This window comes from Arthrobacter sp. SPT-J7 (genome assembly GCF_059089965.1).
Window position 1 is genome coordinate 1 of record NZ_JBNHFF010000402.1, and the last position, 1,634, is coordinate 1,634.

The 1,634-nt window shown below is 64.5% G+C and carries 1 protein-coding gene; it reads left to right on the forward strand.

Going from position 1 to position 1,634, the window contains the following annotated elements; genetic code table 11:
- On the forward strand, positions 1-1,608 hold a 1,608-nt coding region (locus AC5RWX_RS33050; protein WP_494100388.1), incomplete at its 5' end, for a beta-galactosidase small subunit-related protein.
- Positions 1,609-1,634 lie beyond the last annotated feature (26 nt).

Below are 1,634 nucleotides of genomic sequence, written 5' to 3' on the forward strand. Positions count from 1 at the left end.
GATGTCTACTCACGGATGTACGCCAGCCAGGCGGAGACTGCACTGATCGGACAAGGGGTAGAGCCTGCCCTGGAAAACTCCGCATTGGACGTCCAGCGCCGGGCCATGCCGTTTGTGCTGTGCGAATACATCCACGCCATGGGCAACGGCCCCGGCGGAATGAGTGAGTACCAGGAGCTTTTCGAACGGTACCCGCGCCTGATGGGCGGTTTTGTCTGGGAATGGCTGGAGCACGGCATCACCGTCGCCTCCCCGGACGGCGGCGAGCATTACGCCTATGGCGGGGACTTCGGGGAGCAAATCCACGACGGCAACTTTGTCACCGACGGGCTGGTGGACGCGGACCGCAACCCCAGGCCGGGACTGCTGGACTTCAAGAAAGTCATCGAACCGCTGCGGATCACCGTGGCCGGCGACTGGTCAAGCTTCACCGTCCGCAACGGGCAGGATTTCGCCGGCACCGGCGCCTACAGCTTCCGGTACGTCGTGGAGGCCGACGGCGGTCTGATCGACGCCGGCACGGTGGACGTTGCGTCCCTGGCACCGCAGGCCGAGGCGGCTGTGAAGCTGCCCGCCAGTCTTGCTGCCCTCGCAGAGTCACTTCCTGACAACCAGCCAGCGGTACTCACCGTCAGCGCGGTCCTTGCCGCTGATTCAGCGTGGGCATCGGCCGGGCACGAAGTTGCGTGGGGACAGGCGGTGCGAGGGCTGGGCGCCAAAGTTCAGCCAGCGCCGGTTGAATCTTTGCTCATCCAGGACAGCGAACTCAGCCTGGGGCCGGTAGTTCTCAGTCGCGTCACGGGCATGCCCACCTCCATCGGTGGCGTCCCTGTTGAGAAGATGAGCCTGGCATTGTGGTGGCCACCAACCGACAACGACCTCGGCCGGGAGTGGGGTGGCGCCGACGAGCGTCCTCTCGCCGCACAGTGGACGGATGCCGGGCTGAACCGGCTCCATACGCGGTTGCTGGAAATCAACTCGGAAGCCTGCCCTGAGGGAGGAGAAGCGTTGACGGTCCGCACCCGCGTCAGCGCAGCCGACAAACAATACGGAGTGTGGGTGGACTACACCTGGAGCAGTGACGGCAAAAGCGTTGCACTCCGGACGCAGGTCAAGCCTGACGGCCAATGGATTAACCGCGGCTTCGCGGTGGAATGGGCGCGGATTGGACTGGAAATCGTGCTGGCCGAAGAGACCACGTTGGTCTCGTGGTTCGGCCAAGGCCCCCACCAGAGCTATCCCGATACCGGGCAGGGAGCAAAAACGGGCTGGTTCTCGCTGCCTCTGGCCGACTTGGACGTGGACTACGTGCGCCCCCAGGAGTCCGGGGCACGGTCAGGGGTGCGACGCGCGGCGCTCGAGCTGGCCGGGAGTACCCTCGAAATTTCCGGAGATCCCTTTGCCTTGACTGTCCGGCCCTACGCCCAGGACATTGTGGAGGCAGCCGATCATCGCCCGGACCTGCGGGCGGATGGCCGGAGCTATGTGTATGTTGACCATGCGCTCCGCGGTGTTGGAACCGCTGCCTGTGGTCCCGGCGTGCTGGAGCAGTACCGGCTCAAGCCCCGGGAAGCTGACTTCATGCTGACCTTCGAAGTCAGGGACTGAACGGCAAAGAAAATGTTCGCCACTCC